Annotated in this window: 24 protein-coding genes; 3 read left to right on the forward strand and 21 right to left on the reverse strand. The window is 65.6% G+C overall.

Annotation, left to right across the window (positions count from 1 at the left end; all coding sequences use genetic code 11):
• Position 1: 1 nt before the first annotated feature.
• Positions 2-790, reverse strand: a complete 789-nt coding sequence (locus DK842_RS04105) for a DUF2189 domain-containing protein (protein ID WP_114060215.1) — start codon at positions 788-790, stop codon at positions 2-4.
• Positions 791-929: 139 nt separating this feature from the next.
• Here DK842_RS04105 and DK842_RS04110 point away from each other — a divergent pair, with 139 nt between their 5' ends.
• Positions 930-1,256 carry an FKBP-type peptidyl-prolyl cis-trans isomerase gene (locus DK842_RS04110; protein ID WP_114060216.1) on the forward strand — a complete coding sequence of 109 codons (327 nt, stop codon included), beginning with the start codon at positions 930-932 and terminating at the stop codon, positions 1,254-1,256.
• Positions 1,257-1,316: 60 nt separating this feature from the next.
• Here DK842_RS04110 and DK842_RS04115 read toward each other — a convergent pair whose 3' ends face one another.
• Positions 1,317-1,934 carry a DedA family protein gene (locus DK842_RS04115; protein WP_114060217.1) on the reverse strand — a complete coding sequence of 206 codons (618 nt, stop codon included), beginning with the start codon at positions 1,932-1,934 and terminating at the stop codon, positions 1,317-1,319.
• 112 nt (positions 1,935-2,046) lie between these two features.
• Between DK842_RS04115 and alr the strand changes: the two genes are divergently transcribed.
• A complete protein-coding gene (alr, locus tag DK842_RS04120; protein ID WP_114060218.1) occupies positions 2,047-3,120 on the forward strand; it encodes an alanine racemase in 1,074 nt (357 codons plus the stop codon).
• Here alr and DK842_RS04125 read toward each other — a convergent pair.
• From DK842_RS04125 to rlmE, 6 genes are all read right to left on the reverse strand, one after another.
• Complete coding sequence (locus DK842_RS04125) at positions 3,062-3,622, reverse strand: rhomboid family intramembrane serine protease (protein WP_114060219.1); 561 nt, start codon at positions 3,620-3,622, stop codon at positions 3,062-3,064. The two genes, alr and DK842_RS04125, sit on opposite strands and share 59 nt — an antisense overlap.
• Positions 3,619-5,532 (reverse strand): ExeM/NucH family extracellular endonuclease, encoded by a 1,914-nt coding sequence (locus tag DK842_RS04130; RefSeq protein WP_145963966.1) that lies wholly within the window; start codon positions 5,530-5,532, stop codon positions 3,619-3,621. The genes DK842_RS04125 and DK842_RS04130 overlap by 4 nt, the downstream gene beginning before the upstream one ends.
• Positions 5,533-5,677: 145 nt before the next feature.
• Positions 5,678-7,015, reverse strand: a complete 1,338-nt coding sequence (gene glmM / locus DK842_RS04135; RefSeq protein ID WP_114060221.1) for a phosphoglucosamine mutase — start codon at positions 7,013-7,015, stop codon at positions 5,678-5,680.
• An 89-nt stretch (positions 7,016-7,104) separates the two neighbouring features.
• A complete protein-coding gene (folP, locus tag DK842_RS04140) occupies positions 7,105-7,941 on the reverse strand; it encodes a dihydropteroate synthase (protein WP_114060222.1) in 837 nt (278 codons plus the stop codon).
• 95 nt (positions 7,942-8,036) lie between these two features.
• A complete protein-coding gene (ftsH, locus tag DK842_RS04145) occupies positions 8,037-9,956 on the reverse strand; it encodes an ATP-dependent zinc metalloprotease FtsH (RefSeq protein WP_114060223.1) in 1,920 nt (639 codons plus the stop codon).
• 81 nt (positions 9,957-10,037) lie between these two features.
• Positions 10,038-10,655 (reverse strand): 23S rRNA (uridine(2552)-2'-O)-methyltransferase RlmE, encoded by a 618-nt coding sequence (gene rlmE, locus DK842_RS04150; protein ID WP_114060224.1) that lies wholly within the window; start codon positions 10,653-10,655, stop codon positions 10,038-10,040.
• Positions 10,656-10,806: 151 nt separating this feature from the next.
• Between rlmE and DK842_RS04155 the strand changes: the two genes are divergently transcribed.
• Positions 10,807-11,127, forward strand: coding sequence for a YhbY family RNA-binding protein (locus DK842_RS04155; protein ID WP_114060225.1), 321 nt, complete (start codon positions 10,807-10,809; stop codon positions 11,125-11,127).
• 63 nt (positions 11,128-11,190) lie between these two features.
• Here the strand turns inward: DK842_RS04155 and DK842_RS04160 are convergent, their stop codons facing one another.
• The 13 genes from DK842_RS04160 to gspG form a co-directional block, all read right to left on the reverse strand.
• On the reverse strand, positions 11,191-11,670 hold the full coding sequence (locus tag DK842_RS04160; RefSeq protein WP_232538587.1) for a DUF4149 domain-containing protein: 480 nt from the start codon (positions 11,668-11,670) through the stop codon (positions 11,191-11,193).
• Positions 11,671-11,691: 21 nt separating this feature from the next.
• Positions 11,692-12,168 (reverse strand): transcription elongation factor GreA, encoded by a 477-nt coding sequence (gene greA / locus DK842_RS04165; protein WP_114060226.1) that lies wholly within the window; start codon positions 12,166-12,168, stop codon positions 11,692-11,694.
• Between the two features lie 141 nt (positions 12,169-12,309).
• The gene (gene carB / locus DK842_RS04170; protein ID WP_114060227.1) at positions 12,310-15,519 is read right to left on the reverse strand and encodes a carbamoyl-phosphate synthase large subunit; all 3,210 of its coding nucleotides are present in this window, start codon (positions 15,517-15,519) and stop codon (positions 12,310-12,312) included.
• A gap of 74 nt (positions 15,520-15,593) precedes the next feature.
• The gene (gene leuE, locus DK842_RS04175) at positions 15,594-16,244 is read right to left on the reverse strand and encodes a leucine efflux protein LeuE (RefSeq protein ID WP_114060228.1); all 651 of its coding nucleotides are present in this window, start codon (positions 16,242-16,244) and stop codon (positions 15,594-15,596) included.
• Between the two features lie 15 nt (positions 16,245-16,259).
• Positions 16,260-17,387 carry a glutamine-hydrolyzing carbamoyl-phosphate synthase small subunit gene (gene carA, locus DK842_RS04180; RefSeq protein ID WP_114060229.1) on the reverse strand — a complete coding sequence of 376 codons (1,128 nt, stop codon included), beginning with the start codon at positions 17,385-17,387 and terminating at the stop codon, positions 16,260-16,262.
• Between the two features lie 201 nt (positions 17,388-17,588).
• Positions 17,589-18,338, reverse strand: a complete 750-nt coding sequence (locus DK842_RS04185) for a type II secretion system protein N (RefSeq protein ID WP_114060230.1) — start codon at positions 18,336-18,338, stop codon at positions 17,589-17,591.
• Positions 18,335-18,844 (reverse strand): type II secretion system protein GspM, encoded by a 510-nt coding sequence (gspM, locus tag DK842_RS04190; protein ID WP_114060231.1) that lies wholly within the window; start codon positions 18,842-18,844, stop codon positions 18,335-18,337. Before gspM ends, DK842_RS04185 begins: the two co-directional genes overlap by 4 nt.
• 2 nt (positions 18,845-18,846) lie before the next feature.
• Positions 18,847-20,037, reverse strand: a complete 1,191-nt coding sequence (gspL, locus tag DK842_RS04195; RefSeq protein ID WP_114060232.1) for a type II secretion system protein GspL — start codon at positions 20,035-20,037, stop codon at positions 18,847-18,849.
• Positions 19,994-20,983, reverse strand: a complete 990-nt coding sequence (gene gspK / locus DK842_RS04200) for a type II secretion system minor pseudopilin GspK (protein WP_168194813.1) — start codon at positions 20,981-20,983, stop codon at positions 19,994-19,996. The genes gspL and gspK overlap by 44 nt, the downstream gene beginning before the upstream one ends.
• Positions 20,980-21,564 carry a type II secretion system protein GspJ gene (locus tag DK842_RS04205; protein WP_114060234.1) on the reverse strand — a complete coding sequence of 195 codons (585 nt, stop codon included), beginning with the start codon at positions 21,562-21,564 and terminating at the stop codon, positions 20,980-20,982. Before DK842_RS04205 ends, gspK begins: the two co-directional genes overlap by 4 nt.
• Entirely contained in the window at positions 21,561-21,941 is a 381-nt protein-coding gene (gene gspI / locus DK842_RS04210) for a type II secretion system minor pseudopilin GspI (RefSeq protein WP_114060235.1), read from the reverse strand. Before gspI ends, DK842_RS04205 begins: the two co-directional genes overlap by 4 nt.
• Complete coding sequence (locus DK842_RS04215) at positions 21,938-22,408, reverse strand: prepilin-type N-terminal cleavage/methylation domain-containing protein (protein WP_232538659.1); 471 nt, start codon at positions 22,406-22,408, stop codon at positions 21,938-21,940. Before DK842_RS04215 ends, gspI begins: the two co-directional genes overlap by 4 nt.
• 21 nt (positions 22,409-22,429) lie before the next feature.
• Positions 22,430-22,873 carry a type II secretion system major pseudopilin GspG gene (gene gspG, locus DK842_RS04220; protein WP_114060237.1) on the reverse strand — a complete coding sequence of 148 codons (444 nt, stop codon included), beginning with the start codon at positions 22,871-22,873 and terminating at the stop codon, positions 22,430-22,432.
• Between the last annotated feature and the right edge of the window lie 33 nt (positions 22,874-22,906).

The raw sequence follows: 22,906 nt of genomic DNA on the forward strand, positions 1-22,906 counted from the left end.
GTCATCTCTCGAAGGTGATCAAATCCCGATAGGCATGCCAGCTGGACAGCGCCAGCACCGGCATGATGATGATCAGGCCCAGATAATAGGTGGCGAACCCCACCACGGTCATCGCCACAATGATAGCGGCCCATAGCCCCATCGTCAGCAGGTTCCGGTACACCGCCTGCACGCTCGCTATCATCGCGGTGATGGTGTCCACCTCCTTGTCCAGCAGCAGCGGAATGGCCACCACGCTGACCGAGAACACCAGTTGGGCGAACAGGAAGCCGACGGCGAAATAGATGATCAGAAACTCAAGATTGCCCGGACTGAAGGCATCGGCGACGATCTCGTTCAGATTGGGCAGCGCGGCAGTATCGTAGAACAAGGCGAACATCAACAAGGACACCCGGAACCAGCCGAACACCAAAACCGCCAGCAACACCGCGTACAGGCTGAAGCCTGGCATGTTGACCCGCCAAGCGGCCATGCTGTGCAGCAGCTTCACCCGGCCGTGGCCGTCGAAGGCCTCCATCTGCTTGGCGATGTCGTAGAGGCCGATAGCCATGAAAGGGCCGGCCAGCAGGAAAATGGTGGCGAAAGTGATCACCAGCTCCGGCGCCTGCTCGGCGTAAGCGCCCAGCAGATAGCCCATCAGCACGAACACCGCGCCGTAGAACAGGCAGTCGGCCGGCGCCTTCTGAAAATCGCGGAACCCCCTCTTCAGCCACAGCAGCGGCTGCCGCAGCTCCACCTTGCGCGCCACCGGGCGCACCGGAGGCACATCGTCGTGGTGAGTGACATCCATGGCACACCCCCTTCGCATCGCGTGGAAAATGGAGCCAAACGCTCCGCTTTTCGTTATATGCCAAGCAGGGGAAAACACAAACCGGCCGTGCGGCTGCTACAATCGCGCGGTCAACTCCATTGTTGGGAAAGGAAATACCATGAGCGAACTGATCATCGAGGAATTGGCGCTGGGCGAAGGCGCCGAAGCCGTGTCCGGCCAGGAGGTCACCGTCCACTACACCGGCTGGCTGACCGACGGCACCAAGTTCGACTCCAGCAAAGACCGCATGCAGCCATTCAGCTTCCCGCTGGGCGCCGGCTACGTGATCAAGGGCTGGGACCAGGGCGTGCAGGGCATGAAGGTGGGCGGCAAGCGCAGGCTGACCATCCCATCCGAACTGGGTTACGGCGCGCGTGGCGCCGGCGGCGTGATTCCGCCGCACGCGACGCTGGTGTTCGAAGTGGAGCTGCTGCAGGTGGGCTGATCCCGCCAGCCAGCAAAAAGGCCATCCCCGCGGATGGCCTTTTTATTCGCGTTTCCCGTTTTATTTTTTCACGCAGGACAGCCGGCGGCGTTTGAGCCAGACAAAACCGACCACCAGCAGCAGCAGCGCCACGACCGAAAGAATGCCGGCCTGGCCGCGGTGCACCATGGTCATCAGCCAATCCCGGTTGGCCGCGCCGTAATAGCCGAGATACACCCACACCGGCACCGAGATCAGCGCGGCGAAGCCGTCCATGATCAGAAAGCGCCAGTAGGATACGCGCCGGGTCATGCCGGCGGTGATGAAGATGGGAGAGCGCAGGCCTGGCAGGAAACGGGCGACGAACAGCACCCAGTTGCCGTACTTCTCGAACTTCTCCTGCACCGCCTCGAAGCGCTCCTGGGTCAGGATGCGGGCGATGGGCTTGAAGCGCAACACTTTGTGGCCGAAGATACGCCCAGCCAGGAACATGACGCCATCGCCGACCAGCACGCCCGCCATGCCGACCACGAACATGTAATGCACATTGGTATAGCCCAGGCCGGAAATCACGCCGCCAGCCACCAGGGTGATGTCTTCGGGAATGGGAACGCCGAAACCGCAAATCAGCAGCACCGCGAACACGGCCAAATAACCGTAACCAGCGAAAAAATCGAGAAGTATCTGCAGAGTATCCATCTAATGTTCCGTCCGCCGGCTGTATCCGAATCATCGCAATCTAACGGCTGGGCGGCTAATGTCCATGCACGGAGGTGTATAATAGCACACCTCTCGTTCACGCTTTCTTGACATGACACGCCCTATCCGGCTGGAGATTTCCCTCCCGGCCATCCGCCACAATTTCCTGCTCACCCGCCGGCATTCGCAAGCGCGCAGCCTGTTCGCCGTCGTCAAGGCGAACGCTTACGGCCACGGCGTATTGGACACTGCAAAGGCGTTGGCCGACTTGGCCGACGGTTTTGCCCTGCTCAATATCGAAGACGCGATTCGCTTGCGCGAAGCCGGCCTCGACAAGCCTATCGCATTGCTGGAGGGCCCGTTCGACGCGGCCGAAGCCGCGGCGATGGCCGACTACCGCCTATGCGGCGCCATCCACTCACAACAACAGATGGACTGGCTGGCCAAAGGTTCCGCCAAACGGCCGGTGGATGTCTGGCTCAAGGTCAACAGCGGCATGAACCGGCTGGGCTTCCGCCCGGAAGCGGCCATCGCCGCGCAAGCCAGGCTGGCTGCGCTGCCCCAGGCCAGGGCCGCCGCCATCATGACCCACTTCGCCACCGCCGACGACGATTACGGCGTGGCCGAGCAATGGCAGCGCTTCCTGCCGGTGGCCGCCGCCAGCGGCCTGCCGGTATCCGCCGCCAACTCCGCCGCGCTGCTGCGCCACCCGGATACCCATGGCGACATCGGCCGCCCCGGCATCGTGCTGTACGGCGCGTCGCCGTTCGAGGACCGCGCCGGCGCCGAGCTGGGCCTGCGCCCGGCGATGACGCTGTCGGCCGACATCATCGCCGTGCAGCAATTGCAGCCGGGCGATGCGGTCGGCTACGGCCGCCGCTTCATCGCCGACCGTCCGATGCGCATCGGCGTGGTCGCCTGCGGCTACGCCGACGGCTACCCGCGCATCGCCGCCAACGGCGCGCCGGCGGCGATAGACGGCCAGGCCTGCCCCTTGCTCGGCCGGGTATCGATGGACATGCTGACCGTGGACATCAGCCGCCTGCCGCAAGCCGGCGTCGGCAGCCGGGTGGAACTATGGGGCCCAAGCGCGCCGATCGAAAAGGTGGCGGCCGCGGCCGGGACCATCAGCTATGAATTGATGTGCGCGGCCGCGCCCAGAGTGCCGCGCGTCGTGCGCGACTGAGCGCCATCAACAACGGCGGCGCCAGCAACGCGCCGCCGACATGAGCCGGCCACAGCACCGGCTCGCCTCCCGGCCCCGAATTCGGCCACACGCCCTGCCAAACCAGGCGCAGCAACAGCAGCGCCGCCAGCCATCGGCCCATGGACTCGTCCCGCCTCATCCAGGCCAGCGCCGCCCACCATCCGTACACCACGCCGGAAGCGCCGAGAAACGGCTGCGGTTGCGGCGACAGCAACTGCTGCCACGCCAGCAGCCAGGGCAGCGTCAACGCCAGCAGGCATAGCGGCGCCGCCGCGCGGCGGCCCCCCAGCCCGGCCAGCAGCAACAGGGCCAGGCTATTCAGCGCCGCGTGCCGCCAGTCGGCGTGCGTCCAGCTGGCAGTGAAGCCGCGCCACCATTCGTCGGCCAGCCAGGGTTCGAAACGCCAGCGCCGCGCCGCCTCGCCCCAGGGCATGAACAGCGGCAGCAGCGCCGGCAACAGGCTGGCCGGCGGCAGCCTCACTTGCGGCGGCGCCAGGCCAGGAAGCCCGCCAGTCCCAGCATGCCCAGCGCGGCCTCATCGGCGCCGGCAATGGGGACGAGTTGCAGATCGACATACAGCGGATCATGGTCGGACGAGCGATAGGCGTCGGCCGCATAGTACTTTTGCTGCTGAGCCACGGACTTGAATTCGCTGCCGTACTCCAGCGCGGTCGGCTCGTCGGCGTTGATATGCCACTCGCCGGCGCCGGCCACCCATTTGGCAAGCGCCGCGTCGGCCAAGGCGTGGTCCAGATTGCCGGACTCGCCTTGATAGACATAGGAGTAGGCATCTTTCTGGAAGCGAGCCAGTTGGTTGGACAATCCTCCCTGCTCGAACGCGCGGATCGGGTCTTCCTTGGCGTAAGCGTTCATGTCGCCCATCACCAGCAAGCCCTCTTTGGATGACGCGCCTCGCTGCTGAGCCCATTTGAGCAGATCGCGAACCGCCTGCACCCGGGTCAAATTGCAATTGCCCTGGCCGTCGCCGGTGTCCACATCGGCGACGCCGTCCACCTTGACCTGGTCGCAGCTGCTGCCTTTGGATTTCAGATGGTTGACCACCAGCGTCAGCTTCTTGCCGTCAACCGCGAAGGTTTGCGCCAGGCTGAGGCGGTTCTTGCCAGGGTCGCCTATCGTCAGCGCCTGCGCCGCGCCATCCGGCCTCACCCGCGACGGGCGGTACAGCATGCCGGTGGTGATGGCGTCGGTGCCGATCTTGGGCAGGCCGGGGTCGACGAAGCGGTACTGTTTATCGGCGATCTGGCCGGCGTTCAGCGCCTCCACCAGCTCCTTGACCGCCGACTGCGGGCCGAAGCCGTCATTCTCCAGCTCCATCAGGCCCAGCACGTCGGCGTCCAGCTGGCGGATGGCGCTGACGATCTTGGCCTTCTGGCGCAGGAAGTCGTCGCGGGTCTTGGCGCCGCGCTCGGTCGGGAAGCCGCCGCCCAGGCCGTCGCCGTTGAAGAAGTTGAGCACATTGAAGCTGGCCACGCGCAGCTGGCCCGCCTTGCGCGCCGGCGCCGCCTTGCGCGGATTGGCGGCCGTCACCTGCGGCAGGTAAACCGGCTGAATGCGGTAGGCGCCGTTGCTGAACGACACCACCCCAGTCACTCCGTCCAGCCGGTCGCCCACCCGCAGCGTGCTGGCGGCGGACAAGCCCCCCGGACCCGGCAGCCAGGCGTCGGCGTTCTGCCAGGTCTTGTCGTCGTCCAGCAGCACGCGATCGCGCTGATTGGCCGCGCGCAGCACCTGGGCCTCGGCGCTGCCCGGACGGTAAAGCTGGGTGGGCACCCACTGCCTCGGCTGGCTGGACAGGGCCAGCTCGCCGTAACGCCCGTAGTGATAGCTGTCGGCAACGAAAAGCGGCTGCTCGAACTTCACCGCCATGCCCGCCAGCGACTCCAGCTGGGCGGCGTCTCCGCTCAGCGGCAGGCGCAGCGCCACCGGCGACAACTCGCCCTGATACCCGCACGGCTGGATGTCGGCGGCGGCGGCCGGCTGCAGCTGGGTTTCGGTGCGGGCGTCGCCCTTGCGGCCGTACTCCAGCACTTTGCCGCGCACGCCGACCACGTCGCCGGCCTTCAACTGCGGCAGCGCCAGCTTGCCGGCATAGACATAGATGCCTTCGGAGGTGGCGGGATCCGCGTCCTGGCTCTGCGGCGCTTCCTGGATGAAAAAGCCTGCCGGACCATCCTTGCCGTACAGCACGCTGCTGACCACGCCCTGCACCGACACGGTCTTGCCCTGCATCGGGCTTTGCGGGCCGTTGCCCTGGACTTGATGGATGCGCGCGTCGGGCAGACCACAGGCCGCCTGGGCCTGCATGCCGGCCATCGCCAGCAAGGCGGCCATCCCGGCGCGGGAGAAGGGAAATGCGGGCGTTGTTCTCATTTTTTAGTCATCCTGAGTAGAGGTGGCGCAATTCTATACGCAGATTGATGACATTCAAGTTTATTATTATCGGAAAGCAAATTTCAGCTGAAAAAAATGCCAACCTGGCCAGGTTGGCATTTTGACGGGCGCTCGAAACGCAAGGTCAGCTGGCGACCTTCTCGATCGCCGACGCGATCGCGCGCGCCCATTGATCGGCCAGCGCCTTGTCATCGGCCTCCACCATCACCCGCACCACCGGCTCGGTGCCCGACGGGCGCAGCACCACGCGGCCTCGCCCGCTCAACGCGGCCTCCGCCTCCGCCAGCGGCTCGGCGGCGGCGGCCTTCCAGTCGCAGCCGTTGTGGAGGACGTTGATCAGCGTTTGCGGGAATGGCTGCCAGTCGGCGCAAATCTCGGCCAGGCTCATGTCCAGCTGCATCAGGCTGGCCAGCACCTGCAGGCAGGAAATGATGCCGTCGCCGGTGCTGTGCTTGTCCAGGCACAGGATGTGGCCGGAGGCCTCTCCGCCCACCTGCCAGCCATCGGCATGCAGCATTTCCAGCACGTAGCGGTCGCCCACCTTGGCGCGGCCGAAGGGCACGCCCTGCTTCCCCAGCGCCAGCTCCATCGCCAGATTGGTCATCACGGTGCCGACCACGCCGCCTTTCAGTTCGCCGCGCGCCGCGCGGGCCTTGGCGATCACGTAGATCAGCTGGTCGCCGTCGTAGACGCGACCGACCGCATCCACCATGATCAGTCGATCGCCGTCTCCATCCAGCGCGACGCCGAAGTCGGCCTGATGCTCGAGCACCGCCATCTGCAGCGTCTTGGGATAGGTGGCGCCCACCTTGTCGTTGATGTTGTAGCCGTTGGGCTCGCAGCCGATCTCCACCAGCTCGGCGCCCAACTCGTGGAACACCTTGGGCGCGATGTGGTAGGTGGCGCCGTTGGCACAGTCCACCACCAGCTTCATTCCCTTCAGGCTCAGCTCGTTGGGAAAGGTGCTCTTGCAGAACTCGATGTAACGCTCGGCGGCGCCGTCGATGCGGCGGGCGCGGCCCAGCTCCAGCGACGGATTGGTGTGCATGGGCTGTTCCAGCATCGCCTCGATTTCCAGCTCCAGCGCGTCGTCCAGCTTGTTGCCGCCTTCGGCGAAGAACTTGATGCCGTTATCCTGGAACGGGTTGTGCGACGCCGAGATCACCACGCCCGCCTCCAGGCGCAGCGCGCGGGTCAGGTAGGCGATGCCTGGGGTCGGCAGCGGACCGGTCAGCAGCACGTTGACGCCGGCGGCGGTGAAGCCCGCCTGCAGCGCCGCCTCCAGCATGTAGCCGGAAATGCGGGTGTCCTTGCCTATCAGCACGGTGGGACGGCTGTCCTGGTCATGCTTGACCAGCACGCGCCCTGCCGCGTAACCGAGCTTCATCACGAAATCGGGATTGATCGGAAACTTGCCGACCTCGCCGCGCACGCCATCGGTGCCGAAATATTTGCGACTCATTCTGTGTTCTCTAGTATTCGGTTCATGCCTGGAACAGGCGCATCGACCGCCATTTTGCCATTGGCCGGCGCGGAAAAACCAGCCTCAAATCAAGATTGGGCCAGCGCCTGCCACAGCTGCAGCGCCTGGCGGGTGGCTTTCACATCATGCACGCGCACCACCGCCGCGCCTCGCCGCGCCGACTCCAGCGCCGCGGCGACGCTGGCGCCCAGCCGCTCGGCCGGCAACTGCTCGCCGGTGATCAAGCCCAGCATGGACTTGCGCGACAGGCCCACCAGCAGCGGCGCGCCGGCGATCTTCTCAATCTCGCCCAAACGCGCGAGCAGCGCCAGATTGTGCTCCAGCGTCTTGCCGAAGCCGAAGCCGGGATCGACCAACAGCCGCTCGCGCTCGATGCCGGCATCCAGGCACAGCCGCACCCGGCGTTGCAGATAACCGCCCACTTCGGCGACCACGTCCTCGTAGGCCGGCCGGTCCTGCATGGAGTCGGGATTGCCCTGTTTGTGCATCAGGCAGACCGCGGCCCGGCTGCCCGCCGCCAAGGGCAACGCGCCTTCGTCCTCCAGCGCCGACACATCGTTGATCAGATCCACCGCGCCGAGCTGGATCGCCTCCCGCATCACTTCCGCGCGGCGGGTGTCCAGCGATAGCGGCGCGCCGATGCCGCGCAGTTTCTCCAGCACCGGCATCACGCGCGCCATCTCCTCTTCCGGGCTGACATAGGGCGCGCCCGGACGGGTGGATTCGCCGCCGATATCCAGGATATCCGCGCCTTCGGCCAGCATGGATTCGGCGCGCGCGAGCGCGTCGTCGACGCGATTGAAGCGGCCGCCGTCGGAGAAGGAATCCGGCGTGACATTGAGGATGCCCATCACCAGCGGACGGGACAGATCGAGCGCGAAGCGCCCGCATTGCAAGGTTTTCATTCGGCTTTCGTTCCTGGGCTCCGCTCGACCGAGAAGCGGAATGCAAAACCGGGCAAGCCCGCGAAGGCTTGCCCGGTCGAGGACTACGGGATGGATCAGACCTCCTGGGCCGGATCGGAGGTGGCCGACGAAGCCGCCGGCTCTTCCGGCTCTGCCGGCTTGTCTTCCGCCTTGGCGGCGAAGCCTGAGCCCGGCTTGGGCGGACGCGGCGGTTTGCCGTCCATGATGTCGTTGATCTGCTCGGCGTCGATGGTTTCGTATTCCAGCAGCGCGGCGGTCATCGCCTCCACTTTGTCGCGATTCTCTTCCAGCAGGCGGCGCGCCAGCGCGTACTGCTCGTCGATGATGCGGCGGATTTCGGCGTCGACCTGCTGCAGCGTCGCCTCGGACAGGTTCTTGTGGGTGGTGATCGAGCGGCCGAGGAAGACTTCGCCCTCGTTCTCGCCGTACACCATCGGCCCAAGCTTGTCCGACATGCCGTAGCGGGTCACCATGTCGCGCGCCATCTGCGTCGCGCGCTCGAAGTCGTTGCTGGCGCCGGTGGTCATCTGATTCATGAACAGCTCTTCCGCGATGCGGCCGCCGAACAGGATGGCCAGGCGGTCCATCAGGTAGCCGCGGTCGTAGGCGAAACGGTCCTGCTCCGGCAACTGCATGGTCACGCCCAGCGCGCGGCCGCGCGGGATGATGGTGACCTTGTGCACCGGGTCGGACTTCGGCAGCAGCTTGGCGACGACCGCGTGGCCGGACTCGTGGTAAGCGGTATTGCGCTTCTCTTCCTCGGTCATCACCATGCTGCGGCGCTCGGCGCCCATCATGATCTTGTCCTTGGCGGATTCCAGATCCTCCATGTCCACCAGGCGCTTGTTGCGGCGGGCGGCGAACAAGGCGGCCTCGTTGATCAGGTTGGCGAGATCGGCGCCGGAGAAACCCGGCGTGCCGCGCGCGATCACGTCGGCGTTGACGTCGGCCGCGATCGGCACCTTGCGCATGTGGACGTTCAGGATCTGCTCGCGGCCGCGGATGTCCGGCAGCGGTACGATCACCTGGCGGTCGAAGCGGCCCGGACGCTGCAGCGCCGGGTCCAGCACGTCCGGACGGTTGGTGGCGGCGATCACGATCACCGTGGAATTGGTGTCGAAACCGTCCATTTCCACCAGCAACTGGTTCAGCGTCTGCTCGCGCTCGTCGTTGCCGCCGCCGAGACCCGCGCCGCGCTGGCGGCCGACCGCGTCGATTTCATCGATGAAGATGATGCACGGCGAGTTTTTCTTGGCCTGCTCGAACATGTCGCGCACGCGGGCCGCGCCCACGCCGACGAACATTTCGACGAAGTCGGAGCCGGAGATGCTGAAGAACGGCACCTTGGCCTCGCCGGCGATGGCCTTGGCCAACAGCGTCTTGCCGGTGCCGGGAGAGCCGGCCAGCAGGATGCCGCGCGGGATGCGGCCGCCCAGGCTCTGGTAGCGGGAAGGGTCGCGCAGGTAGTCGACGATCTCCTTCACCTCTTCCTTGGCCTCGTCGCAGCCGGCCACGTCGGCGAACACCACGGTATTGGCATCCTGGTCCAGCATGCGCGCCTTGCTCTTGCCGAACGAGAACGCGCCGCCCTTGCCGCCGCCCTGCATCTGGCGCATGAAGAACACCCATACGCCGATCAAAAGCAGCATCGGGAACCAGCTGATGAAGATGCTCATCAGCATGGACGGTTCTTCCTCCGGCTTGGCGGAGAAGCGAACGTTGTTCTTGATCAGGTCTTCGATCAGTTGCGGGTCGTACGGCGCGAAAGTGGAGAACGCCGTGCCGTCGGTCAGTTTGCCCTTCAGCCACTGGCCGCGCAGCGGATGTCCTTCTATGGTCAGGGATTGCACTTTGCCCGACTCGACATCGCTGACGAACTGCGAGTATTCGAGCTGGTTCTGGGTGTCCTGTCGTTTGTTGAACTGATTGAACACCGTCATCAGCACCAAGCCGATGATCACCCAGATGGCGATGTTTTTGCCGATATTGTTCACGAGTAGCGGACTCCTGTGTGCCCTGACTTTTTGGTTGCTTGTTTTGAATGGCTACGATTGTACGCTGCGCGCCCTTTTATGTCAGCGGCGACCCTTGCCCAGCAAGTAGATTTCGCTGGAGCGGTCGCGCGACGCCTTGGGCTTGCGCGTCACCACCTCTTCGAACAGCTCGCGCATGGCCTTGAGGTAGGACTGGAAATCGCTGCCCTGGAACACTTTGACGAGAAAATGTCCCCCAGGTTTCAAATGATCGCGCGCGAAATCCAGCGCCAGCTCGCATAGCAGGAAACTCCTGGCCTGGTCGATGGCGCTCATCCCTGACATATTGGGCGCCATGTCGGAAATTACAAGATCAAGCGCGCGGCCGCCCAATAATTGCTCGAACTCGCGCAAAACCTCCTCCTCGCGGAAGTCGCCCTGAATGAAGTCCACGCCCGGAACCGGGTCCATCGGCAGGATGTCCAGCGCGAACACCTTGCCAGCGTCGCCGACGATGCGCGCCGCCACCTGCGACCAGCTGCCCGGCGTGGAGCCCAGATCGGCCAGCACGGTGCCGGGGCGGATCAGCTTGTCCTTGTCGTTGATTTCCAGCAGTTTGTAAGCGGCGCGGGCGCGGTAGCCATCCTTTTGCGCCATGTGCACATATTGATCGTTGACGTGTTCCTGCAACCAGTTGTTGCTGCTCTTGCTTCTAGCCATCTCGGCGCTTTCTATCGTGTCAATGCTCAGGATAGCCGATGCGGGGCGCTCCAGACGCTATCCTGTTGTTTTTCGGTTAATTCGGGGCCAAATTTGGGGGCGAGGGGCAAATTCTAGTAGAATCGCGTTTTGCTTTGAATTCCGTATTTCCATGAAAATTGAACTCAAGCCGTTTCAGCGCAAGTACCTGCAGGGTCTGGCGCACGGCATCGACCCGGTGGTGATGATAGGCAACAACGGCCTGACCGAAGCCGTGGTGCGCGAAATCGCCATCAGCCTGGACGCCCACGAACTGATCAAGGTGCGCGTGCTGGGCGACGACCGCGACGCCCGCGTGGCCATGTTCGAGCAAATCTGCGACGAACTGGGCTGCGCGCCGGTGCAACACATCGGCAAGCTCTTGGTGCTGTGGCGCCCCAGCGACAAGGCGCGCATCACGCTGCCGAAGAACAAGCAGGCGATGAAGGACTGACCCCTCCTCCCGCCCGGCGGATGAAAAAAGCGGTGGCCCAGCCACCGCTTTTTCGTGTCCGGCTTATTCTCCGCGCCAGAGGTAGAACAGGCCAAGCAGGCTCTGAACCAGATAGATCAGGCTGGAGATCGCGTGCCAGGTGGCGAAGCCGCCCCCGAACAGCCCCTCCGCCGCGTGGTTCATCTGCTGCTTCAAGGTGACGATGATGGGCGCCACGCCGAACTGGTTGATCAGCGTGCAGGCCAGCATGCCGACGATCAGCCAGAAGCCGCCCTGCTTCAAGCCCGCCACGCCATTGCGCCATACCTGGTCCACCAGCAGGAACACCCCGCACACCAGCCCCACCCAGGCGATGGCCGAGAACAGCCGCCCCGCCACCATGCCGGCAGTCACCGCGTCCAGCGACTTGAACAGCACCGGCGCCACGATCAGGCCGATCACCCACAAACCGCCAATCCAGAAGGTCTTGGCAATAGCACGCAAGCCGTCCATCTCTCCCTCCAGCAACAGACGCAGCACGGAAAAACGCGCGATGGGATGCATCGCGCGCGGTTTGGATTCGTATCAGATGTACTTGACGTCGAGCACTTCGTACTCGCGGATGCCGCCCGGGGCCACTACCTCCGCCACGTCGCCGGCTTCCTTGCCGATCAGCGCGCGCGATATCGGCGAATTCACCGACACCTTGCACACCTTGATGTCGGCCTCATCGTCGCCGACGATCTGATAGGTGACGCTCTCTTCGGTTTCCAGATCCATCAGGTCGACGGTGGCGCCGAACACCACGCGGCCATCGGCGTTGAGCTCCACCGGATTGATGATCACGGCGTTGGACAGCTTGCCTTCCAGCTCGGCGATGCGGCCTTCGACAAACGCCTGACGCTCCTTGGCGGCGTCGTACTCGGCGTTTTCCGACAGGTCGCCATGGGAACGAGCCTCGGCGATCGCCTCGATCACCGACGGACGCTCCACGCTCTTCAGACGTTGCAGTTCTTCCTTCAGAAGCTCGGCGCCGCGTACAGTCAACGGGACTTTGATCATTACAGTATTCTCCACGGGCGGTTGTCCGCCTTCATCAAAAGCACAAGCCGCCGTACAGGACGGCGGCTTGGGCAAGCGGGTTTGAGCGGAATTGTAACGGCAAATCGCTTCCGCATCAAAGCCTACCGATGATCTCCCTGCTCAGCCGGCGATCTGCGCATGCAGCTGCTGCACACTGTACACATCGAAGGCCTCGGCGTGGCTCATGCCCACGCACACCGCCTTGGCGGCGGACAAGGTGGTGTACTGCGGCACGCGCGCCTGCAACGCGGAGCGGCGGATGGAGTGGCTGTCCTGGATCGCGGTGCGCTTCTCGTCCACGGTATTGATCACCAGATCCACTTCGCCGTTCTTGATCATGTCGACGATGTGCGGGCGGCCTTCGTTCACCTTGTTCACCACCTGCACGATCAGGCCGGCGTCGGCCAGATGCTTGGCGGTGCCGCGGGTGCAGCAGACGCCGAAGCCCAGGCGCTGCAATTCGCGCGCCACGTCCACCGCGCCGTTCTTGTCGCCGTCGCGCACCGACAGGAACACCTTGCCGGTCTTGGGCAGGCGGTCGCCCGCGCCCAGCTGCGCCTTGACGTAGGCTTCGGCGAAGGTCTTGCCCACGCCCATCACCTCGCCGGTGGACTTCATTTCCGGCCCCAGAATGGTGTCCACGCCCGGGAACTTGATGAAGGGGAACACGGCTTCCTTCACCGCGTAGAACGGCGGAATCACTTCCTTGGTGAAGCCCTGCTCGGCCAGGCTGATGCCGGCCATGGCGCGGGCGGCGATCTTGGCCAGCGGCGCCGAGGTCACCTTGGAGACGAAGGGCACGGTGCGCGAGGCGCGCGGATTCACTTCCAGCACGTAGATGGTCTCGCCCTGAATGGCGAACTGCACATTCATCAGGCCCACCACGTTCAGCGCGCGGGCCATGGCTACAGTCTGGCGGCGGATCTCATCCTGCATGGCCGGGAACAGGCTGTAGGCCGGCAGGGAGCAGGCGGAGTCGCCGGAGTGGACGCCGGCCTGCTCCACGTGCTGCATGATGCCGCCGATCACCACTTGCTCGCCGTCGGACACGCAGTCGACGTCCACTTCGATGGCGTCATTGAGGAAGCGGTCCAGCAGCACCGGGCTGTCGTTGGATACCTTGACCGCCTCGCGCATATAGCGTTCCAGATCGGCCGGCTCATGGACGATTTCCATCGCGCGGCCGCCCAGCACGTAGGACGGGCGCACCACCAGCGGGTAGCCGATTTCCTCGGCCAGCTTCATCGCCTCGGCCGGCGCGCGCGCGGTGCGGTTCGGCGGCTGCTTCAGACCCAGCTCGTTCAGCAGCTTCTGGAAACGCTCGCGGTCCTCGGCGGCGTCGATCATGTCCGGCGAGGTGCCGATGATGGGCACGCCGTTGGCTTCCAGCGCGCGCGCCAGCTTCAGCGGGGTCTGGCCGCCGTACTGCACGATCACGCCGAACGGCTTCTCGATGCGGCAGATTTCCAGCACGTCCTCCAGCGTCAGCGGCTCGAAATACAGACGGTCCGAAGTGTCGTAGTCGGTGGACACGGTTTCCGGGTTGCAGTTGACCATGATGGTCTCGAAGCCGGATTCGCGCAGGCTCAAAGCCGCGTGCACGCAGCAGTAGTCGAACTCGATGCCCTGGCCGATGCGGTTCGGCCCGCCGCCCAGCACCATCACCTTCTTGCGGTCGGACGGATTGGACTCGCACTCCTCCTCGTAGCTGGAGTACATGTAAGCAGTATTGGTGGCGAACTCGGCGGCGCAGGTGTCCACACGCTTGTACACCGGATGCAGCTTCAGGCTCCAGCGCTTGGCGCGCACGGCGGCCTGGTCGGTGGAGAGCAGCTCGCCCAGGCGGCGGTCGGAGAAGCCCTTGCGCTTCAAGCGGCGCAATTCGCTGTATTCCATCTCCTCGACCTTGCGGCCGGCCAGCGCTTTTTCTTCGCCGACGATGTCTTCGATCTGGGCCAGGAACCAGTGATCGATCTTGCTCACTGCGTGGATGTCGTCGCGGCTCATGCCGATGCGGAAGGCGTCGGCCACGTACAGGATGCGCTCCGGTCCCGGCGCCCCCAGTTCGTGGCGGATGGCGGCTTCGTCAGTCGTGACCGAGTCGAAGCCGGACAGGCCGGTTTCCAGGCCGCGCAGCGCCTTCTGCATCGATTCCTGCAGCGTGCGGCCCATGGCCATCACCTCGCCCACCGATTTCATCTGGGTGGTCAGGCGGTCGTCGGCCTGCGGGAATTTCTCGAAGGCGAAGCGCGGAATCTTGGTGACCACGTAGTCGATGGACGGCTCGAACGAGGCCGGGGTGGCGCCGCCGGTGATGTCGTTCTTCAGTTCGTCCAGCGTGAAGCCGACCGCCAGCTTGGCGGCGATCTTGGCGATCGGGAAGCCGGTGGCCTTGGACGCCAGCGCTGACGAACGCGACACGCGCGGGTTCATTTCGATGACAATCATCTCGCCGGTGGCCGGATTGGTGGCGAACTGCACATTGGAGCCGCCGGTATCCACGCCGATCTCGCGCAGCACCGCCAAGGAGGCGTTGCGCATGATCTGGTATTCCTTGTCGGTCAAGGTCTGCGCCGGGGCCACGGTGATGGAGTCGCCGGTGTGCACGCCCATCGGATCGAAGTTTTCGATGGAGCAGATGATGATGCAGTTGTCGTTCTTGTCGCGAACGACTTCCATCTCGTATTCCTTCCAGCCCAGCACCGATTGCTCGATCAGCAGCTCATGGGTGGGGGAAGCTTCGAAACCGCGCTCGCAGATCGCCAGGAATTCTTCCTTGTTGTAGGCGATGCCGCCGCCGGAGCCGCCCATGGTGAAGGACGGGCGGATCAGCGTCGGGAAGCCGACCTTGGTCTGCGCCTCCAGCGACTCTTCCATGGTGTGGCAGACGAAGGACAGCGGGCAGGACAGGCCGATCTTGGCCATCGCCTCCTTGAAACGGCCGCGGTCCTCGGCCTTGTCGATGGCGTCTTCGGTGGCGCCGATCAGCTCGACTTTATATTTTTCGAGGACGCCGTGCTTGGCCAGGTCCAGCGCGCAGTTCAGCGCGGTCTGGCCGCCCATGGTCGGCAGAATGGCGTCCGGACGCTCCTTGGCGATGATCTTTTCCACCACCGGCCAGCTGATGGGCTCGATATAGGTGACGTCGGCCATGTCCGGGTCGGTCATGATGGTGGCCGGATTGGAGTTGACCAGGATGACTTTGTAGCCCTCCTCGCGCAGCGCCTTGCAGGCCTGGGCGCCGGAGTAGTCGAACTCGCAGGCTTGGCCGATGACGATCGGGCCGGCGCCAATGATCAGAATGCTTTTGATGTCGGTACGCTTTGGCATGGCTTCTACTCTTTGATGACTTGTATTCTCGGGCCGCGCCCCCTCCCCGGCGGCGCGGCGTATTCAATATGGCCTTACAGGCTGGCCGCGGCCAGCTTGGCGCCGAATCCGACGAAGACCGCGCCCACCGATCCGCCCAGCGCCGCCGTAAGCTTGCGGCGGCGACGGAAGGCTGCTGCCAGCTTGTCGCCCAGCAGGATCAGCATCGACAGATTGGCGATGCTGCAGCCCTGCACGATGGCGCCCAGCGCCACGAAGGTCACTGCCGGATGCGGGTAAGCTGGATCGACGAACTGCACGAAGAAGGACACGAAGAACAAGATGGCCTTCGGGTTCATCAGGCTGATCAGCAGCGCCTTGCGGTACGGATGGCCGCCGGACAGCGCCGACGCGGCCGCCGGCGACGCCTCGCCGCGGCGCGCGCGGCGCCAGGCGACGATGCCCGACTTCAGCATATTGATGCCCAGCCAGGCGAGGTAGCCGCCGCCGATGTACTTGACCACCGCGAACAGCGCCGGGTTGGCCTGCAGCAGGCCGGCCGCGCCGGTGGCCGCCAGCGTCATCAGGATGAAGTCGCCGCTGACCACGCCGCCCGCCGCGGCGAAGCCCGCGCGCTTGCCGCGCTGCGCCGCCACCGACAGCACATACATGGCATTGGGCCCCGGCAGCATGATCACGATGATGGTGCCGATCAGGTAGGTGGTAAGGTCGGTAATGCCCAACATATCGCTATTCCGCCCTTACTTCCGTTCCGCCATCGCCGCGATGAAGCGGTCGAACAGGTAGGCGACGTCCTCCGGTCCCGGACTCGCTTCCGGGTGGCCCTGGAAGGAGAAGGCCGGGCGGTCGGTCAGCGCGATGCCCTGCACCGTGCCGTCGAACAGCGAGCGGTGGGTGACGCGGACGTTGGCCGGCAAGCTGGTCTCATCCACCTGAAAGCCGTGGTTCTGGCTGGTGATCATCACGCGGCCGGAATCCAGATCCTGCACCGGGTGGTTGGCGCCGTGGTGGCCGAACTTCATCTTGGAAGTCCGGGCGCCGGAAGCCAGGCCCAGCAGCTGGTGGCCCAGGCAGATGCCGAATACCGGCAGCTTGCTCTCCAGGATGCCGCGGATCGCGGCAATCGCGTAATCGCACGGCTCCGGATCACCGGGGCCGTTGGACAGGAATACGCCGTGCGGATTCATCGCCAGCACGTCTGCGGCCGGGGTTTGGGCCGGCACCACGGTCAGCTGGCAGCCGCGTTCGGCCAGCATGCGCAGGATGTTGTGCTTGACGCCGAAATCGTAGGCCACCACGTGGAAGCGGGTGGAAGCCTGGATCTGATAGCCTGCGCCCAGCTTCCATTGCTTCTCGGTCCAGGCGTAGGGCTTCTGGCAGCTGACCACCTTGGCCAGGTCTTGGCCGGCCATGGAGCCGAAGCCGCGCGCCAGCTCCAAGGCCTTGGCCTCGTCGATGTCGCCGGCCATGATGCAGCCGGCCTGGGCGCCCTTCTCGCGCAGGATGCGCGTCAGCTTGCGGGTGTCGATGTCGGCGATGGCGACGACATTGTGCTTCTTCAGGTAATCGGACAGCGAATCTTCGGCGCGGAAGTTGCTGTGCAGCAGCGGCAGATCGCGAATGATCAGGCCGGATGCAAAAACGGCGCGGGATTCGGTGTCTTCCGAATTCGCGCCGACATTGCCGATGTGCGGGTAAGTGAGAGTGACGATCTGCCTGGTATAGGAAGGGTCCGTGAGGATTTCCTGGTAACCGGTGATGGCGGTATTGAATACCACCTCGCCGACCGTGTGGCCGGCGGCACCGATAGCACTACCTTTGAAAAGCGTGCCGTCAGCCAAGACAAGGATTGCGGGGAGGATTGACACTGGCTGGCTCCTGTTGCTTTGCCTCGGCGCTTACACAAAAACCGGCAGCGGCCGGTTTCGTTTTACACCAAGGGATTTTCAAAATTCTGATGTGAATAACGGGACACGACGCGCCGCGCCTGTCCCGTTGGTTAAACCTTTCTATAGTACCGCGTTTTTTGCACTCGCACAATACGACACGCGGCGTTTTTCAGAAAATCCTCACGCGCCCGGCTTCAGCTGCCAGTGGACGCTGGCTGGCCCCGCCGGCTGGCCCAGCATCAGCATCAGCGGCTTCAACGCATCGTACTTGTCCGGCGGACTCTCGGCGCTGCCCTCCATATGAAATGCCCCCCCGGCCGGCAACGCGCCCTGGCCGTTGATCAGCAACGGCCCTTCCAGCGTGGACAGTGTCAAGCTCATGCCCTGGGCCGCGCCCGCCACGTCCAGCTGATAACTGCCGAAGGGCAGCGCCGTGGTCAGCGGCGATGACGCCCCGCGCCAGGCGACCTGCAACGCTCCGCTGATTTCCTTGCCCTGGCGCGCCAGCTGCGGAATGTTCAGCTGCAGCTCCCCGCCCAGCCTGGCCGCTTGCCAGGTCTTGGACAGATTGGCCAAGGCGGCCACCGGCAACGACAGCGCGAGTCCCCTCACTTCCTGCTTGGAGAAGCCCAGCTGCAGCATGCCGGGCTGGCCGGCGCTGTCCAGATGCCAGACCAGCAAGCCAGACAACAGCCCCTTGGGTTGCCATTTCCACGCCAGCGGACTCATGCTCTGCACCTCGCCGGCCGGCCCCAGATACACCAGCTTGGCGCCGCCGTCCCACACCGTGCCTCGCGCGTCGGCCACTCCCCAGTGTCCATCGCTGTAGCGCGACACCGGCCAGGACAGCCAGCTGGCCGGCAGCGACGACAGCAACCCCGCCAACAACAACGCAGCCAGGCTCAGCCATTTCAATATTCTTCGCCTCATGCCGCCGCCCCCGCGTGCGCCAGCAACGCCTTGATCTTCACCTGTCCCGGCACCGGCTGCGCCTCCGCCTTGACGTTGACCACCCGCACCTGCTGCTGCGCGGCCAGCACGCCGACGAAGCGCACCCAGTCGTCGAAACCGACCACGCCCTCCATCGCCACGCCGGACTCGCCCTCCGGATTGAATTGCAGCGCGGCGATGGGCAAACCCTGGCTCTTGGCCGTCTGCTGCAGCAGCGGAATCAGTTCCTTGGCCGGCAGCGGCGTTTGCGCCGGCTGGCGCTTGAGCCTGGCGGCCTCGTCGGCCAGCGCGCTCACCGCGCCCAGCTCCGCCTGCAGCCGCGCGACCGACGCGCGGTTGCGTTGCAGCGACTTGTCCGCCGGCTCCCAGATAGCCAGGTAGAGCAGCGCCGCGCCCAGCACCGCGGCCATCGCAGCCAGCAAGCGCTGTTCGCGCGGGCTGCGATGGCTCCAATATTCGAGGAATTGCTGTTTGTAGGCTTTCATCGTCACGGCTCCCGAGCCACCACCAGTTGCTTGCTGCCCGGCTGGCTGCTCGTCGCCTCCAGCATGATCTGCCGCGCAGCCAGCAGCTTGCGCCAGCGCGCCAGGCTTTCCGCCGGCACCTCGTTCACCTGCAGCTTGAGCCTGCCGGCCTCGTACTCCAGCGCGCGCGCCTGCAGTTCGCGCCCGCTGGCCGAAGCCAGCGCGCCCATCAACTCCACCAGGTCGTCGCGCGCCGGCTGGCCATGGCTCAGCCTCAACCTGTCCACCGCGCGCGTCATCGCCAGCGCGCTGCTGCCCGGCTGCGCCTGGCCGCCAATCCAAGGCGTCGCCGCCGCTCGGATTTGCTGCGACAGGCTGTGCTTCTGCCACGCGAACCAAGCTGACTGGCCCAGCGTCAGCGCGATTTGCGCGGCCAGCAGGCTGCCCAGCAGCCAGCCGGTCTTCTTCAGCGACGGCGCCCAATCGCGCCAGTAGCGGTTGGCGGCCAGATCGCCCTGGGCGAAATCGTAGCCGCCCTGGCGGCGGCCGCTGCGCCAGTCGTGCGCCTCGCCGCGGACAGCCTCGCCCTGCCAGCCAGCCAGGCGCCCGGTCACTTCTTCCGCGCTGTCGGCCCCGCACACGCTCAGCCGCGCCGGCGCGCCGGCCGCCAGCAGCGAGGCGAACAACGCCTGTTCAATCTGCGCGCCGCCGCGCGGCAAACTGGCCGCGTACGGCGAAGCGGCGCGCACCAGCCAGCGGTCCGCCAGCCTAGTCACGCTCCAGCCGTCGAGCGGCGGCGCCGGCAGCAGGCATTCTTCCGGCACGATGCGGTCGCACAGCCGGCCCAGCGTCTTGAGCATCGCCACCGCGCGGCGCAGCCCGGCCGACTCGGTGGCGGCCACCGCGCGCCGGCCGCCCGGCAAGGCGTCGCCCAGCGCGTAGAGATTGGCGCCGGGATCGTTGGCCAAGCTCTCCTCCAGCGCGAAGCCCACCACCGCCGGCGTCGGCTGCTTGACCGCGTCCGGCAGTTTCACTTCGGCGAACAGCGTGCGCCCGGCGGGCAGCACCAATTCGCATTGATCGGCCTTGGGCCAGCCGCCCGGCGCGCTGTCGCCCTGGGCGGAGAGCTCGCCGCGGGCGTTCAGCAGCGCCCAGGGCAGGCCCGGCTCGCTATCGGGCCAGCCGGGACGCAGATAGAGTCGCAGCGTCGTCATGTTTGTCTCCACCGGACCGCGCCTGCTGGCCGCGGCCGTCGTTGCCTTCTTGCCGCCAAACCAATTTGACGACGTTTTGATTGCTGTAGATCATCGCCCGCATCGACAGCCTGGCCTTGTCGTAGCTGGCCCGGCTGTTGAGCAGGAAATAGCTGGACGCGGCGCCGATGTCCACGTCCGGAAACACAAAGCCGCCGCCCGGCAGCCTCGCCTTGAAATCATTGGCGTCCTTGAAGTAATTGGTCTGCCGCTGCTTCATCAACACCAGCAGATTGCCGTCTCCCATGCCGGGCAGCAGCGCCTTCAGCACGCCGTCGGTCGCGGTATTGACGTTGATCTGCGTCACCGACGGCGGCAGCGCGGCGATGTGCGGCGACAGCTTTTCCATCACCTCCGGCGTATAGCCGGGCAGCCAGCGCAGCATCTCCACCCGTGGCAGCGGCCGGTTGGGCTGCGGCGCCGCGGCGGCCCCGTCGCCGGATGGCTTGTCGTCTTCCTCCTTGCCGCCGCGCAGCTCTTTCAGCAGCGGTTCGGACAGGGTAGTGGGCAGGCTCAGCGAACTCAGCAGCCGCTTGTAGAATTTCAGCTGCTTGACATTGGTTTGGCCATTCATCACCAGCGAGTTGATGTTGAATCGCCCCTGCAGATCGCTCAACGCGCCGCTCACCTTCACTCCCTGCGCCTCGGTCTGCGGCAAGGGCTGCGCCCACAACTGGGACAGCGCCACCACGCCGTTGCCGGCCGGCCCGTTGTTGAAGCGCAAGATTTCCATCGCCCAGCCCAGGCCGGCGTCGGCCACCAGCCTCAGCTGGGCCCGGCTCTTGTCGTTTTCCAGTTGATGCCACCACAAGCCTTGCTGCCACAACACCAGGCTGGCCGCGGTGGTGGCCAGCGCCACAATCAGCAGCGCCATGATCACGGCCATGCCGGATTGCCGCCGCCTCATGGCAACACCCATATCCGCCTCGCCTGCTGTTTGCCCGGCATCATCACCCGCATTTCCAGCGCCCGCGGCACGCGCCCCTGGGCCGCGTCGCCCATCGGCCACGCCGTTTGCCAGCTGCCGTCGTTGAGCAGCACCCGCCAGTCCGCGCGCATGCCGGCTCCCAACAGCGCATAGGCGATGGGCGAGCCCTGGCCGGCCGCGCCCGCCGACCAACTGACGCCGCCGGCGCCGCTCTGGTAGACGATGCGCTCCATCCCGCCCGGATAACGGGCGGAAACCATTTCCAGCATCAGCGACTGGCCCTTGCCGTCCGGCTGCAGCACCAGGCTGCTGGCGCCCAGCGTCAAACCCTGCTGCTGGTCGGCGGCGTTGGCCGGCGGCTGCAGGCCGGACAGGTCGCTTTCCAGCCGGCGGAAGGCCCGCGCCACGTCCACCCATTGCTCGCCGGTCTGCATCAGCCTCTCGCGCGCGATCAGCAACGAGCCGAACGCCTTGTAGCCCATCACCGACAGGATGGCCAACAGGCTCATCGCCACCAGGATCTCCAGCAGCGTCATGCCGCCCTGCCGGCGCGCGCTCACCCGCCGCCTCCCGGCTGCTGCCGCAGATAGCCGGTGACTTCGGCCAGCACGTAATGGCCGGCGCCCGGGGCCAGGATGCGCACCGCCACCTTGCGGAAATTGGGATTGGGGGTGCCGGAGATTTCGCGCTCCCAGCGCCACTCGATGCCGTCCTCCTTGCTCTCCCCCGCCTCCTTGCCCGGCTCCGGAAACTGGCGCAGCGCCTGCAGCAGCGCGATCTGATTCTGCGCCTCCCAGTTGGCCTGCATCCGCAACTCCATGCCGGCGGCGTTGTCGGCGGCGAGGCCGGTGGCGCGCAACAGCGCGCCCAGCGCCACCGCGATGATGGCGAGCGCGACCAGCACCTCGAACAAGGTGAAGCCTTGCTGCCGCTTCATGAGCCGTCCGCCACCGTCACGCGGCCCAGCGGCGATTGCAACACCGTCAGCCGCCGGCCCGCGCCGTCCAGCTTCAGCGCCAGCGCGGCCGCTCGGCCGTCCTGCCACAAAAGCAGCGGCCCGCCTTCCTTCCACGGCTGGCCGTCCAGCAGCGCGCCCTCGCCCGAAATGCCGTCCGGCCATTGATGCGCGGCCAGCAACTCTTCGGTCACCGGCTGCCATTCGCCTTCGTCGTCCAGCCGGCTGAAGGCGTAGCCCTTGCCGCTCCAGCTCAACGCCAGCGTGTCGCCCATTTCGGCCAGATCGCCGGCCTGTTCCAGCACGCGCGCGAAGCGGTAGCCCTCGTCGTTCAGCTGACGATGGGTGTCAGGCCGCAGGCTGAGGGTGACCGTGGTGGCGAGCACGCCGATGATCAGCATCACCACCATCACCTCGATCAGCGTGAAGCCGCGCGCGCGCGCCGCCATGCTCAAGTCGAACGCTCCGGCTTACTTGCCGCTGTCCCAGTTGCCGATGTCGGCGTCGTTGGCCTCGCCGCCCGGCTCGCCGTCGGCGCCGAAGCTCCAGATGTCGATTTCGCCGTGCGTGCCCGGATTGGCGTACTGGTAGGCGTTGCCCCACGGATCCTTGGGCAGGCGTTCCAGGTAGCCGCCCGGCTTCCAGTTCTTGGGCTCCGGCGCGGCGGCAGGCTTCTGCACCAGGGCGGACAGGCCCTGGTCGGTGCTCGGATAGCGGCCGTTGTCCAGCCGGTACAGCTTCAGCGCCTGGCTGATCGCGCCGATGTCCTGCTTGGCGGCGACGATGCGCGCCTCGTCCGGTCGGCTCATCACCTTGGGCACCACCAGCGCGGCCAGCACGCCGAGAATGACGATCACCACCATGATTTCGATCAGGGTGAAGCCGCGTTGGGCGGCGTGTTTGAGCTGTTTCATCGTATCTCCGTCTTTCGTGTCCGGCGGGCGCGC

This window comes from Chromobacterium phragmitis, from assembly GCF_003325475.1.
In the GTDB taxonomy this organism is placed as follows: domain Bacteria; phylum Pseudomonadota; class Gammaproteobacteria; order Burkholderiales; family Chromobacteriaceae; genus Chromobacterium; species Chromobacterium phragmitis.